Here is a 15,359-nt window from a genome sequence, read left to right as displayed (position 1 = left end):
TTCGGGAATTTCAGATTTTGGAGCAAGGGATTTTATAAGGCATCGTTTCGTTCTGCGAATGATCAAATGCAATTTTGTACAATCCAATGTGGTTTCACATCTCTACAAATTCTGTAATTTAAAACGCCTATCTGAAATTCCGCCCTTTGTAGAAAACTTCTTCAGTGCCGCTGCTTTTTTCATCTCCGCGCGACAGCGTGGAGAGTGCTGCCTCAGGATTCCGATTGAGTGTCATGCCACGCAATAACGAAGATAAGTTAAAGCATTTGTCAGCAAGAACATGGGTGACGCCATTAGCAATTTGCAATTTTCCTTCCACCATGAGCAAACGCGCCTGGATAATTTCCTTCCGGTGTTTTTCAAATACTTTTTCCCAAACTACAATATTGGCAAAGCCGCTTTCATCCTCAATGGTAACGAAAAGCACGCCTTTTGCAGTACCCGGCCTTTGCCTCACGGTAATCAGACCTGACACTTTAACCGCATCCCCATTTTTCATTTTGCCAAGGTTTCCTGTTGGCGTAACACCCAGGCTGCCCAATTGCTGCCGTACAAAGCTTACCGGATGTGCTTTTAGAGACAGTCCTGTAGTGGCATAATCTTCAACCACATGTGCGGCTTCTGTCAAAAAGGGCAAAGTAAGCTGCGGCTCATCAGTACTTGCTGAAGGCTGTCCTTCAAACATCCCGGTTGGGCTGTCAGACAATGCAGACACTTCCCACAAAGCCTGCCGCCTGTCAAGCCCTACTGACCGGAAAGCATCGGCATCAGCCAGTTTTTCCATCGCAGCCATGGAAACTCCTGCATCCAATAAAGAATGCACATAAGGAAATGCCTTTTGCCGTGCAGCCAGCAGCAATTGCACATCTTCCGATGCCAGTCCTTTAATATGCCTGAACCCAAGCCTGATGGAATAATAACCGCCTGATTTTTCCTCAAGCATATTGTCCCAAAAGGAATGATTAATATCCACAGGCTTTACTTTAACACCATGCCTCCGTGCATCAATGACGATTTGTGCAGGCTGGTAAAAACCCATAGGCATGCTGTTGAGCAGCGCGGCAGCGAACACATCCGGATAATGGCATTTGATATACGAAGACACATAAACCAATAAGGCAAAACTCGCCGCATGGCTTTCGGGGAATCCATATGACCCGAATCCTTCAAGCTGCCGGAATACACGTCGCGCAAATCCTTCCTCATAGCCTTTTTTGATCATGCCGTCCACGAGTTTTATTTCCCAGTCACTGACTTTTCCTTTCGCCTTAAACGTAGCCATGCTGCGACGCAATCCGTCGGCTTCGGCTGGCGTAAAACCCGCGGCCACAATAGCGATTTCCATAGCCTGCTCCTGGAACAGCGGGACGCCAAGGGTACGCCCTAATATATCTTCGAGTTCTTTTGAAGGATATGCTACCGGGTCAATTCCGTCACGCCGCCTTAAATACGGATGCACCATATCGCCCTGTATCGGTCCGGGCCGAACAATGGCCACTTCAATGACCAGGTCATAAAAGCAGCGTGGCTTCAGGCGTGGCAGCATCGACATCTGGGCACGGCTCTCAATCTGGAATACGCCCAAAGTATCGGCAGCACAGATCATATCATACACTTTTTCATCATCCTGCGGGATATTGGCCAAAGTATAGTTTTTACCGTAATGGGTCTTGCACAAATCAAATGCTTTGCGGATGCAGGTCAGCATGCCAAGAGCCAGCACATCTACCTTTAAGAATCCGAGTGCCTCAATATCATCTTTGTTCCATTCAATATTGGTACGTTCTTCCATCCGCGCATTAAGGATCGGGCAAAGGTCTGAAAGCTTATCTTGCGTAATCACAAATCCGCCCGTATGCTGCCCAAGCTGCCGCGGGAATCCAACGTATTGATTGGTAAGGTCAAGCACTTTTGCCAGGTGTGGGTCGTTCAGGTCAAAGCCTTCCGATGTCACGGTATCGTCATCGAGCTTGTCGCGGAATTCCCAAACGGAAGCCGAAAGCCGGTCAACGGCATCCGCCGACAATCCCATAGCTTTTGCCACGTCACGAATGGCTCCTTTCTGGTGTACCTGTGTGACGGTTGCAACAATGGCAGCCCGGTCGCGCCCGTATTTTTCATAAATATACTGGATGACTTCTTCGCGTCGTTCATGTTCAAAATCGACATCGATATCCGGCGGTTCGTCCCGCGCATCAGACATAAAACGCGCAAAAAGCAGTTTGATTTTTGCCGGGTTGACTGATGTGATCCCAAGGCAGAAACAAACAACGGAATTTGCCGCCGATCCGCGCCCCTGGCAAAGGATATTCCTGCTCCGCGCAAAACGGACGAAATCATGTACGGTCAGGAAATAAGCCGCATATTTTTTCCGCTCCATAAATTCCAGTTCGTAGCGAATGCTTTCGGCGATTTTTATAGGAATGTTATTGTCGAAGATTTCATTCGCGCCCTGCCACGCCAGCAGTTCCAGTTCCTGTTGGGGTGTGCGCCCTTCAGTAGTGATTTCTTCAGGATACACATATTTGAGGCTATCGAGTGAGAATTGGCAGGCATCCGCTATTTCCTGGCTCGTGGCCAGTGCTTCGGGATATTGCCGGAACAGCCTTTGCATTTCATCGGCTGGTTTCAGGTAACGTTCCGCATTCTGGTAGAGGCGGAAACCTGCCGTATGGATGGTGCATTTCTCACGGATGCAGGTCAATACATCCTGCAATTGCCTCCGTTCCGGCGCATGGTAGTGTACATCATTCGTTGCGGCCATTTTAATGCCGAGAGACATGGAAAGTTGCGCAAGCCGGTGCATGCGTTTATTGTCATTGGCCTGGTACGAACGGCTTACGCCAAGATAAAGCGACTCCCCCAAAACATCCTTGTATTCCCGAAGTGTTAATTTAAAGTCATCGTCAAAATCGAATGTTTCATTGAGTGAAAGTGGGGCGATGGCAATAAATATCAACCCTTCGGCATATTTGAAAACATCATTCTTGTAAAGATGGCATTGCCCTTTTTCAGCACGGATATTGCCTGTTGACAATAATCCCGACAACCGGGCATAGGCTGCCTGCGTAGTGGGATAAACAAGAAGAGGAGAACTGTCAAGCAATTCGAGGCGGCAGCCAATAATAAGTTTGATGCCTGCCTTTTTTGCAGCAACATGGGCGCGTACAATCCCGGCGAGTGTATTGGTGTCGGCAATGGCAATCTGCTTATAGCCAAGCAAGGCAGCCTGGGCGACGAGTTCGTCGGGATGGGAGCCGCCACGCAGGAAGCTGAAATTGCTGGTAACCTGTAATTCTGTATAACTCATGCGAAAAATCCATGTATAAACCATTCGGGCTGCCCGGCATGGTAGGGTCCCGAACGGAATACCCAATAGCGTGCACCATCTTCATCTTCCACGCAATAATAGTCCCGGAAAAGCCCGTCTGAAAGCCACCATTCGGGTTCGATGCGTTCCGGGCCGTCGGCTTTTTTTAGCGTATATAATTTTCCTTTGTAACGGAACAGCATCGGCGGGTAATCCGGCAATACTGCGGTCACTTCAATAACTTCCGGTTGATCCAGCAAATGGATCGGGCGCGGCAGGTCAGTCCGCCATGTTGTAGTTGGTTTTTCCCATAAAGGCTTGGCCTGTTTTACGGAACGCTCCGGCCAGTAATGTTCATCCGGCAAAAAACGCCTGATCGCATGATTGCCTGTTTTTGCCGAAATCCTGTCCAGCAGTTCTGCAATTTTTGTGTCGTTCTGGCTCTGCATATTCCAGATGGCTGCCTGTGCTTCCGTAACTGTTTCGGTTTTTGTCGCTTCTAACAAAAACAATTCAAAGCCGAGTGCCGGTTCAAGCGTTGCAATTTTATGCTCAAAAAGCCTGAAAAGATGCCGCGCATTCCGTGAAGGATGGCCGGTACCGATTTCAATTTGCTGGACATCGCCATCCACGCGGTAAGCTTTAAAAACACAATAACGCAAGCCCATACCTTCGGAATCAAGTCTTTGGCAAAGTATTTCAAGCAATTTTTGAAGCGCAATGGCAATCCCTGTGGCAGTCGATATCGGTTCCATACTGCAAAGTCTTTCCTGGTAGGGTTCGACAGGCTTTATCGGTATTGCCATTTCAACCTCATGCCCCAGTGCCTGCCCAATTCTCAATGGTAATGTTTCACCAAAGCGTCGTCGCAAAGCAGCCCGCGGCATGTCAATGAAACTATCGATGCGTTGCAATCCGAGTTTTTTAAGCCTTGCCTGAATTTCTGGTTCCAGCCGCAATGCTTCTGGCGGCAGTTGAAGTAAAAAATCCCGTTGTTTGCCTGTTTTTATGATAGTAGCAGGTTGCCCGAATCTTGCCGCAGACCATGCCGTTCCAATGGTGTCGGCAATGGCGGTGTGAACAGTATACCCATAAGCGGCCATTTTTGTTTTGATGTTTTCGAGATAGGCCGTTTCGCCACCCCACAAGTGCGTACAGCCGCTTGTATCTAAAATCAGTCCGTCCGGCAGATCCACAGCGGCAAAAGGCGTATAGCCGATGCTCCATTCTGCCAGCGCATACAATAGTTTTTCCGGCCTGCCGGGTTCTGATTTGACCATAAGCAAATCCGGGAAAATGGCTTTGCAGTCAGCCAGTACCATTCCGGGCCGGATGCCTTTTTGCATGGCTGTTGCAGTTGCCGAATCGATGACCATACGCCCACGTTGTGGCGAAACCAATACGAAAGGAACATCCCGGAGCTCAGGCTTTTTCCGTATTGCATATTCCGTAAGCAGGTAAGGGAACCATATGGAAGCATACCTTGTCATGATCCGGTGTGGCGTTCGTGGAAAGAAGGACTGAAAAAATTCTTTTGACCCGACTGAACAAATTGTTTGTCCATCCAGCTGATTTGCCACGAAGCAGGCCTGCCATTTTTCACTTTCAGCAATTGTACATCCCAACAGCTGTTCCCTACGCCGGGCAGATCATCATTGGGAATACTTGCCAAAGGCGTTATTTTCCATCGCGTGGCGCAGGCAACGGCATTTTCAGAATAAGGGCAAAAACGGTGTATGAAACCGGTGACTCCGCTGTGTTCTACTGCCAGTTGCAGCCGCCTCGATTCGGTAAAACCAAGTTCTTTCATTTCACCAACGACAATCGTGAGGGCTTCACATTTTAAGGCTTCCTCAATAATCCATAGTTTTTCCTTCTGTTTTAGAGTTTGGATAAAAATGACACGGTCCGGTTCAAGCCCGAAATGCTTTAAGCCTGGAGGAAAGATTTTTTTTTCATTTCCGATCCATAGGCAAAGGCCGCCTTCTTTTAAGATTTTGCCTGCTACAGCGGTAATGAACCCGCTTGTAGCCGCAGCATGTGATGGTTCATAACTGACAAATTCGTGGATAGCGCCCGTTGGGAAAACATGGCCGGGAAAGGCATTGTCAAAAGGAGCAAGACCCGCAATTGCAGGTTCACCTGATGGTTTGCCCAATCCCTGCATGGCATTTATTTTTGCCTGTAGTTCCTTTGCCAACGCTATTTTTTCTGTTGCAGCCTGCACTTTTTCGGGTATTTAATTTATAAACGCTGTGATTTACAGCAAAATTACATACATTTGTTGCTGTTATTTACAACATTAACAATGACATTATTTTCAGATAACATCAAATACCTGCGAAGCAGCCGGAAAGAAAGCCAGTCAAAGATCGCTGAAGCCCTCGATATCAAGCGAAGCCGCTATGAACCGTATGAATCAGGGAATGCAGAACCTCCGTATGAAATATTGAAAAAAATGGCACAGTATTTTAATATCAGTATTGACCTGCTGCTGTCGGTCGATATCCGCAAATACGATATCGAAGAACTGCTCACACTTGAAGACAACCGCATCCTGCTGCCGATTATGATAGATGCACATGGGGAGAATCTTATTGAAATTGTACCACATAAAGCCCGCGCAGGATACCTTACGGGATATGCCGATCCAGAATTCATTGAAAACCTGCAACGAATTTCGCTTCCGTTTTTAGGCAGTGGAAAGTACAGGGCTTTTCCGGTAGAAGGAGATTCTATGCCGCCGCACCAGGATGGCTCTTATATTGTGGGGCAGTTTACTGAAAAGCTTGAAGACATAAAAAATGGCAAAACATATATCCTGATTACAAAAAATCAGGGGATGGTTTACAAGAGGTTAAATAAAAATGACAATAATAGCTTAATGCTAATTTCAGACAATACGCTTTACGAACCATATAAAGCAAAGGCATCTGAAATTATTGAAATCTGGGAATACGTCTGCAACATCGGTTTTGATGATAAGGTTCAGCGTGAAGTCAACGATGATAGCGTAAAAGCCATGTTCTCGAAATTGATGCTGGAAATCAAAACCCGGAAAAACGGGTAACAACTTTTTGGCTATGCCTGTTCCCTGCTTTTTCTGATTTCAGCCATAAAAAAGCCAGGCGATAGTCCCTTTGTATATTTCTTGAAAGCTTGATTGAATTTTTGTGGTGTTTTAAACCCCGCATCTTCGGAGATGGCAGCAATTTTAGTATTCGCATACTGCCTGTCTTCTCTCAGCTTTTTGTGGACATATTCTATACGGAGGCTGTCAAGATAATCAGGGACGCTTTTATTTTTGTAAACATTAATGGCTTTGGAAACATATTTGGTATTGGAGTGGCATAATCTGGAAAGTTCAGGCAGCCCGGTTTGTTTATCGCGGAATCCCTTGCCGTTTTCAAAACCATCAAGTGCGTCGAGTATCTTTTCCCGCACCTCATCGCTTAAGCCATCAGACGGCTGTATCTCGACTTTCATTTTCACTGAACCACTTTTTGTTTCTTCTGCTTCGTGGAAAATATCCCTGAATCTTTTCTGGTCGATCTGTTTCTGTTTTTTGAATTTATAACTGACACTGACCAAACCAATCGCAAGTAAAATGATAATGCCTGCTTCTGCGATAATCTTATTATTACCGCTTTTGGCAATCGCAGCCTTTTCTGATTCCGACTGCTGGATTTTTTTAGTATAATCATACGCCATTTTCCCGGAAACGGATTCATAATCACTATGGTTGGCACGTGTGGCTTTTGTCAGTGCCTGTGAATAATAAGATTTACTGGCTTCATCATGAATGCTTTCATAGTAAGCAACCAGGATGTCATAGCTTTCCCAAAGGTCATTCCTGATATACGTACCATGTCGCGATATGCTGTCAATTTTTTTGAGGTAGGGCAACGCTTTTCCCATGTCATTTTTAGAGAGGTAATCTTTGCCTAAATAAAAATAGCCAACAGCTGCATTGGCTCCGTCTTCATTTTTTAGGATGCCCGGCATCGATTTTTCTAAAAGCCTGATGGAAGTGTCATAGTTACCAGTAAGATAATCGTTCACGCCCTGGCAATGCTCAAAATAGCAAATGATATCATGGTCGCCTGTTTGTAGTGCTTCGGCTATTCCAAGCGTATTCGTGGCAGTACTTCGTTCGAATTTTTCCATAGACTGGTAACATAGTGCTACCATATGCAGTGAATGCAGGTAAGGCTTTCCGCCATTTGTTTCATAGTACTGGGTACATTCCTTAAAAAGCGAGTAGGCTTCATCGGTATACTTCAGGAAATACTTCATCAGTCCAAGATTGTACTTGGCCTTAAAAATCTGGTACTTGTCTTTTGTTTTTGAAAGGTATTCGTTTGCCGTGATATAATCATTGAGCGCATCGTTATACCGGTTTTGACCATAAAAAATGATCCCTCTGGACAAATAAGCAGACCCAATGATTAAAGCGTCTTTTGTTTTAGAAGCAGTTTCTACCATGCTGTCGGCATAAATAAGCCGGAAATTCTTCGGGGAATGGTACATAAGGTGCTTAAAACCCATGGCGGTCTCAGCCAGGTTCTTTTCTGATTTTGCTTTATAAAGGTAAGACCAGACATATAAAGAATCTGCCAAGCGTCCGCTGTTGTCGTCATCCAGTTTTTCAGACAGGTAAGCATAGCTTTTTCTTTTTAGGCTGTCAGGAACCTTAAACTGATTCTGGGCTTGCAGCATATGACAAAAGAAAAAAATGAATATGGTGCCAAAGAATAGTTTGGAGACAGCGATGTCAGATATAGATTTTGCATATTTCATGTGCTGCAATCGACAATTTGGTTTAGTAAAAGTATTAAAATGTTACGAAAAACACTACAATTTAAAGCAGGTTTCTTATAGCTCCAATGTCAACGCTTAAAAGCCTTGAAATCCTGGCAGGTAGAACAGAAAATGATAGTACGGTTTATAAATCAAACCTTTTTTCAAAAGAAATCTTTTATAAACCGCAGCATACGACAGTTGTGGAGGTTATTTGGCGGTTTTAGATTTGCCCTGAATTCAAACAAACAATTTAGCCGGAAGCTAAAGCTGTTCAGACTACCCCGGGAGAAATGAACTGATCAAAAAATCAGTAAATTTTTAAATCTTAACCATGAAAAAAATTATTATATGCCTGACAATTGTTTTCACCGCCATTTCCTGTGAAACGGAAAACGAATATTCAAACCCCTCAGAAAATGCAAAAGATACAGTTGCATATTCAAAAGCAGGGGATACAGAACCCCAAAACCCATCAAACCCTTATGATATGGCTGGCCAGGTCCACAATCAAATTGCCGAACATTATATAGGAGGCCCTTCGAGTCCGCCAAGGATATTGCTTGCAGAATATGTCGACGGTCTGGCACTCCAAAATCCGGATTTTGCTATGCTGGGAAATGATTACATGCCCATTTCACTTCCTGGGATTGTATACATCCTCAACAATTCTGATAAAACAGCTGCTGAGGCGTTAGGCACATTTGAGATGAGCAACAGTTTGAAACAGGGATTGCTTGCTTTCATACAGCAGGTTGCTGCGCTTGGGCGGCAAAATAAAGATTACAGTGAGATTTACAATTATATTGTAAGCTACGAAACCGGGATTATTGCAGGCACGGCTCTGAAACCCGAGGACAAGAAAGCAATCCTGACGCTTACATCAATCACGAGGTATAGCAGTTATTTTGCGAAAAAGCAAAAGCAAAAACCCCGTGACCGGGATTGGGATGTTTCTGTGGGCTGTCTCGTTGCCTGTCTTTCGGGAACAACAGAAAGCACCCAAAGAGCGGTAACGAAGTCATTGGTTTCTGAAATTCTTATTAACGAATAAACAAGCAGGTTTATAAGCCATACAAATATTTTATCTGCCTTGACTGCCGTTGCATATCTATGCAGCGGCTTTTTTTTATAAGTAATTAAAAACTGGTAACTTGTATACTCGTATTGAATATTGAAAACAAAAAAGCCGGGACATCTGCCCCGGCTCCAACTGTGATAATTAGTTATTAAAGAATAGTAAAAGTTCCGGCATAAAAGCTTGTAGAACGAGTTTTGCCGTCTGCACTTGTGAAACTGAGCCACAAGTGCACAGCATCTCCGACCCAGTTTGCAGGGACGGCCATGTCATAGGCCAATGCGCTACGCAAAGCACTTTGCCTGTCTTCATACAGATTCTTTTCAGGATTGTATACTACAGCCAGCAACAAGTCACCCGGTTTGGCAAGGCCTTGTTCGCTGTTGTCTTCCCACACGATTGCAAGGTTTCCTCCGGCTTCGGGGGTTACTTCAGGTTCCTGCAATCCCGGAAGTTCTCCTTTTGTAATAACCACTTTAGGGAAATCGATCGTAAAATCAGGATAAGTTCCTGTAATGGCTTCCCTGATATGGTAAGATACCGCAAGGTTTCGCCTTGACTTTTCTCCTGATGACTGCCCAAAGTGGGCTTTAAGGATCATACTGATTGGCGTAAGGAATTGCGTAATCAGTTTAAATTTCGTCCGGACAATCATTTGTTGCTCGGTAGCCACGCGCTGGCTTTTTTTAGGAAGGCTTCGCATTACGTCTTTGCCTCTCCAGTTTGCACCTACTACAGTGCCGACTTTTCCTGAGAATCCTCCGAGGATTCCTTTCTGAATTGTTCCCATAATTTTAATGGTTTAAAAAAAATGAATTAAAAGATGCCTGCGCAGGCTACCGGAATTCTGTCCCGGTTTCATGGCAAACGTATAGCGCTTTTCCGGATAAAAAAAGGGGCGGCGTACCAAACGGTGCCAAATGTCATTTTTAGTACAAAGTGTCGTAAATGGTTGTTTTTGAACAGTATTGGCAAAAATGTGCCAAATGTCATAGCTGTAAAAAGGGAATTGTTTTGGTGTTGTTTTGGTTTCCTTTTGTAATGGTTTGCAAAAAAGGCATTTTTGCGAACAACAGTAAAACAACGGTAAAAGAAATCGTGTCTTTTTGGGAAGTTTTGCGGAAACTTAAAATCCGGCAAAAACAAAAACCCACAAATGCAGATGCACTTATGGGTTTTTGTTTAAAAAAAGTGTTTTTAAAAAATGAACTGGTCGATTTGTTCTTTGCTTAGTCCTTTGTAATTGCAAAATTCCTCAATGGTGACAAAATCTGTTTCTTTCTTCTTCAGCGACTCACGTACTTTGTTGAGGAGGCGCAAACTTTGTCGGTAACTGAGTCCTGTTACCAACGCAACATCTTTCGGGAAGATGCAGATTCTTTTAGCTGGTGTTTTCATTTTGTGGGTTTTGTTTGGTTGGCGTATAGTTCCTTAATCCGGGCGAGGGTTTAACGGCAAATGGCCCGGTGTCAGAATTTGATACTGCAATTTACATCAAAATTTGATTGACTAAAGATGACATTTGGTACTAAAAATGACATTTTGCACGTTTCGTACCGTTTGGAACAGCTGCCTTTTTTTTGCTTGCATATTATTTATAAAATTTGCAATAACAGATTATTAAACCTAAAATTTTATAAGCCATGAAAACAACAAACCAATTAGCAATTCCCACCGCAACCGGAACTTTTTTGAGCATACTGCCAAACCTTAATTCATCAGAAATTTTAAAAACAATGATATTAGCAGCGGTAGGGGCAGCAGTAAGTTTTTTGATGTCACTGTTGTTAAAATTGCTGTTTAAGAAACGGTCATAATCTGTTGAAGATTTTACCTTCGGAATTTAAATATACGGTTTCCCGCAATCAAATGTGCGGGAAACCGTAATTGGATTCACGGCCTTTCCCATTACTTTTACATTATGATTATGAGTTAGTTATTCATAGCCATAATAATACAAAATAACACTTTCAAAAAAGAAAAAGCGATAATGTAGGGATTATCGCTTTTTTTGTTTTTATACAATCCTGATTGGGATTTTGATCTTTAAAAATTGTGTTTTCCAGTAATTCAACGCTTCACAAATTTCCCGGTTTCACCGCTCTCGGCAGTAAGAAAGTACAGGCCCGGTGAAAATCCTGCGACCTCAAAGGAACCGGAATGCATTCCTGAAAAAACGATCCTGCCGCTACTATCTGAAATGCTGATGTTCCGGTTTAAAAGATTTTCCGGCAAAAACAAACGGTCTGCCACGGGGTTTGGATAAAGCGCCATTTTCTTGGCTGCAAACGAATCCGTGCCAAGTGGCCCATTGATCGTAAGCGGGCTGCTGATGCCCAGGATCAGCACGTTTCCGTTGCCGCGTATCGAGGCTTCCCAGCGGTAAAACTGGCCGTCGGGCAACTGGGCTGATGGCATTGTTCCGGGCGGGACATACAAATTACCGCTTACCGCTACCGGTGTTTCTGTCGTGGCCGGCGTTGGGTTGATGATTGCCTGTGCGATTGGTCCGATCGTACTGCCGTCGCTGCTGCATTTTACAATGGCAGTCATGACAATGCGGGTTTGCGGGATCGTATATTCATAACGAACCGTGTGCATCACATCAACATTTGATAAGGCAGGCGGCGTTTGCGTCCAGGCAATGTAATTAACTACCTCGGCCGCAGCGGCAACAGGCTGTGCGCTGAGGTAAGCTGCCGGGCACAACAGGAATAGGTAAAAATGCAGGTTTTTTTTCATGGGTATTTGGATTTGGTTATTGGTTACAGGCAAAAAAAAGAGCCAATACATTTCGGTTCCGTGTTGCGGGATTCAAAAAATATTGGCTCTTGGTGGTATTCGCCTGTTTCAAATATAAGAAAAAGAACAATACGAGTCGAATTTATCTGTAGGTGACTTTGATAAAAAGTCGTTAATGTAGGGAATCGTCAGTTTCGATAGCTTAGCTTTCTTCGCTCAAAGCATTCCAGCCCCGCGCTTTCAAAGGAATTTTGGTATCGGCACGCGTGATCAGGTGGATGCCCTCGCTTTCGGGTACCATGTGGCCGATGACCGTAAAATTCGGGTTGCCTTTGATCTTGTCGAAATCTTCCATTTTGATCGTAAACAGCAATTCATAATCCTCGCCGCCATTGATGGCTACTGTGGTCGAATCAATACCGAATTCCTCGCAAACATTAATGAGCTGCGGATCCAGTGGAAGCTTGTCTTCATATAAATTACAGCCCACGCCCGATTGTTTGCAGAGGTGGATGATCTCTGAAGACAATCCGTCTGAAATATCGATCATTGAAGTCGGCTTGATTTCAAGTGCATGCAATAAAGTGCGGACGTCTTTACGCGCTTCGGGCTTGAGTTGGCGTTCGATCAAATACGTATAAGCGTCAAGGTCGGGCTGCGAATTCGGGTTCACCTGAAACACCTGTTTTTCGCGTTCCAAGACCTGCAATCCCATATATGCCGCGCCGATATCGCCGGTAACTACGAGCAGGTCGTTTTCTTTCGCACCATTTCGGTAGGCGATCTCGTCGGCATCTGCCTCACCTAAAACCGTAATGCTGATGATGAGCCCTTTTTGCGAGGAGGTCGTGTCGCCACCGATAACATCTACCTTATATTCATCCGCTGCCAGCGCAATCCCGGCAAACAATTCCTCAAGCGCTTCAAGCGGAAAACGGTTGGACACTGCTACCGAAACGGTGATCTGGGTCGCTTTCGCATTCATCGCGCAAATGTCGGAGACATTCACAACAACCGCTTTATAGCCGAGGTGCTTCAACGGCATGTAAGCCAGGTCAAAGTGCACGCCTTCAATCAGCAAATCGGTCGAAACCAGTATCTTCTTATCCTTAAAATCGAGTACGGCCGCGTCGTCGCCTATGCTTTTAAGGGTCGATTCCTGGCTTACGCCAAAGTGTTTCGTCAGGTGGTCGATCAGCCCGAATTCGCCCAATTGTGCCAGCGAAGTGCGCTGCGGTGTTTTATCTTCTATCATTTTTTATTGGCAAAGTTTAAAGTGGCAAAGTTACAAAGTTTAAAGTTGGAAAGCTATATAGTCTAAAAGTCAAAAGGATGATGAATGCGAAAAAAGATTATAGACAACCTGATGGCGCGGATTTGCAATCCGTGCCCGCATATTTCAAAGATTTTAATGATTATATAGGTAAATAACTTGTATGTTTTTTGCACGGATTGCAAATCCGCGCCATCAGTAATTACTGCGCTATTAGTAATTATCCATTGTCCATTATTAATTATCCTCCTGACAGACTGTTGTCACCAGCCACCCTTAATTTTGTCCCATAACCATTAAAAATCACATCATGGACACATTAACAACACCACAGGTCATCAATTCGGAGTATTTATTAAAGCACTGGCAGGGCCACCGAAACCTGACCAGGAAAGTCATTGATGCTTTTCCTGAAAACCATTTTTTCGAATTTACCATTGGCGGGATGCGGACAGCGGCACAACTGACTGCCGAAATATTGGCTATGGGTGCACCGGCGCTAAAATCAATTGTTGACCGATCTGAAGAGCCATTCTCTGAAAACAGGTTTAATTTGGAAACGAAGGCGGAGTATCTCACAAAATGGGATGAAAGCACAGCTGCGATCAACGCCAACTGGGAAGAATTGTCTGCCCAGGATTTTCATGAAACCTTCAACCTTTTCGGGCTATACAATTTTCCGGTAATCCAGAACATCCAGTATTTCATTGACAACGAAATCCACCACCGCGGACAAATGTTTGTGTATCTGAGGGCATTGGGCATTACACCGCCATTTTTTTGGGAAAGGTAAAACTTGTGGTTCATGTACGGATTGCAAATCCGCGCCATTTTAAAAGGTAATTTTGAGACAGGCTAGTGCCGATAAAACTTGAATAATTTTAACAAAGCCTGAAATAATTTCAGGCTTTGACTTTATATCTCTTGAACAAACTGGCAATCGTCACTACCAGCAGCTCTTCCGCCCTTAGACTGTGGCAGGCGGGTTACCTGCAATTTGAAAATTCTGAAAAAAATGAAACGCTGTTTGAGCGTAAGCGAGTTCGTTTCATTTCAGAATTGAGAATTAGCAGGTCGCCGAACAGTCTCGGCTAGATTTTTTTGTTTCTTTTTTTATCAATTGAAAAAAAGAAAAAGCTTTAAAAACTATTTATTTAGAATTTTAGATTTACCCATTTCTAATAACTCCAAAACCCGAATCTTCAAAGTTTCAGGTTCAACAATTTCAGCAAAATCAGCATAAGATAAAAACCACCGCGGAAATCCGTTTTCAATATCGCGGCTTTCAAAAGTCATTTCAATGCTGTCCTCCATTTCTTCTTCAGAAACAAAACCATAGCCTTTACGGTCGTGACGCATGTACTTGGCAAGGTCTTTTGCAACTGAGATCCGAATTGTAGTCGTAGAAGCAGTATCGGGTTTCAGAAAAGTTTCCAATGCTGCATGCTGCCGCGTAAATGCATTTTCCGTGCTTCGGATCTCATGGATGCGATCGGCCCGAAACTGCCTATAATCTTTCCTGAGGTGGCAAAATCCGTACACATACCAATTGTTGTTTTCATGGAAAACGCCCACCGGCTCGATCGTTCTTTCAGAAGCTACTTCGGCTTGCATCGCCTGGTAAAACAACACGATCTGGCTTTTTTCGCCCATGCTCCTGAAAATGGCCGCCAGTGCATTCGGCACTTTATGGTCGAACAGCGGATTGGTATTCCGGATCAGCACCTTCGATTCCATATTCGAAACCAATTCCTTGTCGGCGCTTTTGAGTACCGATTTAAGCTTGAACATCGCCGAGGCATAATGCCCGCCAGTTTCAGCATCGGTAAATTGCTGCATCAGCTTTTCGGCAGCAATAAAGCTTCCGGCCTCTTCACGCGTAAACATCACCGGAGGCAGTCTGTAGCCATCAACGAGCGAATAACCGGTACCTGCTTCGCCATATACGGGAACGCCCGAAACTTCAAGTGTGCGGATGTCGCGGTAAATCGTCCGGAGGCTTACGCCAAAACGCTGCGCCAGTTCCTGTGCCCGTACTACTTTTTTGGATTGCAGCTGGATCAGGATCGCAACGATGCGGTCAAAGCGTTTTGGGGATTCGTCGTACATAAAGTCAAAAGTCAAAAGTCAAAAGTCAAAAGTCAAAAGTCAAAAGT

At 44.5% G+C, this 15,359-nt stretch carries 13 protein-coding genes; 4 read left to right on the top strand and 9 right to left on the bottom strand.

Going from position 1 to position 15,359, the window contains the following annotated elements; all coding sequences use genetic code 11:
• Positions 1-127: 127 nt before the first annotated feature.
• The 3 genes from BLS32_RS02540 to BLS32_RS02530 are packed head-to-tail and all read right to left on the bottom strand — an operon-like array spanning position 128 to position 5,510.
• Positions 128-3,310, bottom strand: a complete 3,183-nt coding sequence (locus BLS32_RS02540) for an error-prone DNA polymerase (RefSeq protein WP_091391721.1) — start codon at positions 3,308-3,310, stop codon at positions 128-130.
• On the bottom strand, positions 3,307-4,800 hold the full coding sequence (locus tag BLS32_RS02535) for a Y-family DNA polymerase (protein WP_217639544.1): 1,494 nt from the start codon (positions 4,798-4,800) through the stop codon (positions 3,307-3,309). Before BLS32_RS02535 ends, BLS32_RS02540 begins: the two co-directional genes overlap by 4 nt.
• On the bottom strand, positions 4,797-5,510 hold the full coding sequence (locus BLS32_RS02530; RefSeq protein WP_139171674.1) for an ImuA family protein: 714 nt from the start codon (positions 5,508-5,510) through the stop codon (positions 4,797-4,799). Before BLS32_RS02530 ends, BLS32_RS02535 begins: the two co-directional genes overlap by 4 nt.
• Positions 5,511-5,618: 108 nt before the next feature.
• On the opposite strand from BLS32_RS02530, the gene BLS32_RS02525 reads away from it, so the two are divergent.
• The gene (locus BLS32_RS02525; protein ID WP_091391719.1) at positions 5,619-6,380 is read left to right on the top strand and encodes an XRE family transcriptional regulator; all 762 of its coding nucleotides are present in this window, start codon (positions 5,619-5,621) and stop codon (positions 6,378-6,380) included.
• Between the two features lie 11 nt (positions 6,381-6,391).
• On the opposite strand, the gene BLS32_RS02520 is transcribed toward BLS32_RS02525, so the two are convergent.
• Positions 6,392-8,110, bottom strand: coding sequence for a helix-turn-helix transcriptional regulator (locus tag BLS32_RS02520; protein ID WP_139171673.1), 1,719 nt, complete (start codon positions 8,108-8,110; stop codon positions 6,392-6,394).
• A gap of 334 nt (positions 8,111-8,444) precedes the next feature.
• Here BLS32_RS02520 and BLS32_RS02515 point away from each other — a divergent pair, with 334 nt between their 5' ends.
• Positions 8,445-9,164 carry a hypothetical protein gene (locus tag BLS32_RS02515; protein ID WP_091391717.1) on the top strand — a complete coding sequence of 240 codons (720 nt, stop codon included), beginning with the start codon at positions 8,445-8,447 and terminating at the stop codon, positions 9,162-9,164.
• 175 nt (positions 9,165-9,339) lie between these two features.
• Here BLS32_RS02515 and BLS32_RS02510 read toward each other — a convergent pair whose 3' ends face one another.
• The gene (locus BLS32_RS02510) at positions 9,340-9,978 is read right to left on the bottom strand and encodes a DUF6266 family protein (RefSeq protein WP_091391716.1); all 639 of its coding nucleotides are present in this window, start codon (positions 9,976-9,978) and stop codon (positions 9,340-9,342) included.
• 407 nt (positions 9,979-10,385) lie between these two features.
• The gene (locus BLS32_RS02500) at positions 10,386-10,586 is read right to left on the bottom strand and encodes a hypothetical protein (RefSeq protein WP_091391714.1); all 201 of its coding nucleotides are present in this window, start codon (positions 10,584-10,586) and stop codon (positions 10,386-10,388) included.
• 245 nt (positions 10,587-10,831) lie between these two features.
• On the opposite strand from BLS32_RS02500, the gene BLS32_RS18395 reads away from it, so the two are divergent.
• Positions 10,832-11,005 carry a hypothetical protein gene (locus tag BLS32_RS18395; RefSeq protein WP_091391713.1) on the top strand — a complete coding sequence of 58 codons (174 nt, stop codon included), beginning with the start codon at positions 10,832-10,834 and terminating at the stop codon, positions 11,003-11,005.
• Positions 11,006-11,258: 253 nt separating this feature from the next.
• Here the strand turns inward: BLS32_RS18395 and BLS32_RS02490 are convergent, their stop codons facing one another.
• Together BLS32_RS02490 and thiL are read right to left on the bottom strand one after the other, a co-directional pair.
• Complete coding sequence (locus BLS32_RS02490; RefSeq protein ID WP_170227510.1) at positions 11,259-11,930, bottom strand: T9SS type A sorting domain-containing protein; 672 nt, start codon at positions 11,928-11,930, stop codon at positions 11,259-11,261.
• 202 nt (positions 11,931-12,132) lie between these two features.
• Positions 12,133-13,185, bottom strand: coding sequence for a thiamine-phosphate kinase (gene thiL, locus BLS32_RS02485; RefSeq protein WP_091391711.1), 1,053 nt, complete (start codon positions 13,183-13,185; stop codon positions 12,133-12,135).
• Positions 13,186-13,513: 328 nt separating this feature from the next.
• Between thiL and BLS32_RS02480 the strand changes: the two genes are divergently transcribed.
• Complete coding sequence (locus BLS32_RS02480; RefSeq protein ID WP_091391710.1) at positions 13,514-13,996, top strand: DinB family protein; 483 nt, start codon at positions 13,514-13,516, stop codon at positions 13,994-13,996.
• Positions 13,997-14,349: 353 nt separating this feature from the next.
• On the opposite strand, the gene BLS32_RS02475 is transcribed toward BLS32_RS02480, so the two are convergent.
• A complete protein-coding gene (locus BLS32_RS02475) occupies positions 14,350-15,312 on the bottom strand; it encodes a helix-turn-helix transcriptional regulator (RefSeq protein ID WP_091391709.1) in 963 nt (320 codons plus the stop codon).
• Between the last annotated feature and the right edge of the window lie 47 nt (positions 15,313-15,359).

Source organism: Flavobacterium noncentrifugens (assembly GCF_900100375.1).
GTDB classification, from domain to species: domain Bacteria; phylum Bacteroidota; class Bacteroidia; order Flavobacteriales; family Flavobacteriaceae; genus Flavobacterium; species Flavobacterium noncentrifugens.
This window is presented reverse-complemented; position numbering and strand designations above follow the sequence as displayed.